This window comes from Cellulosimicrobium sp. GQ32 (assembly GCF_059758455.1).
Window position 1 is genome coordinate 1 of the sequence record NZ_JCAXEP010000033.1, and the last position, 599, is coordinate 599.

The 599-nt window shown below is 64.1% G+C and carries 1 protein-coding gene; it reads right to left on the reverse strand.

What is annotated here, in order from left to right; genetic code table 11:
• Positions 1-599, reverse strand: a 599-nt coding sequence (gene clpX / locus AC6CH9_RS20805) for an ATP-dependent Clp protease ATP-binding subunit ClpX (RefSeq protein WP_498156598.1), incomplete at both ends; no start/stop codon positions are given.

Consider the following 599-nt stretch of genomic DNA (forward strand, 5'->3'; position numbering starts at 1 on the left):
CGCCCGATGAACTCCGGGATCAACCCGAACCGGTGCAGATCCTCCGGACGCACCTGCGCGAACAGATCCTCCCCCGCACCCGTCTCGATCGGCGCACCAAAACCCACACCCCGCTTGCGCGCCCGCGCCGCCACGATGTCGTCCAACCCCGCAAACGCCCCCGCCACGATGAACAACACGTTCGACGTGTCCACCTGGATGAACTCCTGGTGCGGATGCTTACGACCACCCTGCGGCGGCACCGACGCGCTCGTGCCCTCGATGATCTTCAACAACGCCTGCTGCACACCCTCACCCGACACATCACGCGTGATCGACGGGTTCTCCGCCTTCCGAGCCACCTTGTCGATCTCGTCGATGTAGATGATGCCCGTCTCGGCCTTCTTCACGTCGAAGTCCGCCGCCTGCACCAGCTTCAACAAGATGTTCTCCACGTCCTCACCGACATACCCCGCCTCGGTGAGCGCCGTCGCGTCCGCGATCGCGAACGGCACGTTCAACATCCGCGCCAACGTCTGCGCCAGATACGTCTTACCCGTCCCCGTCGGACCGATCAGCAGAATGTTCGACTTCGCCAGCTCCACGTAGTCCGGGTCGTC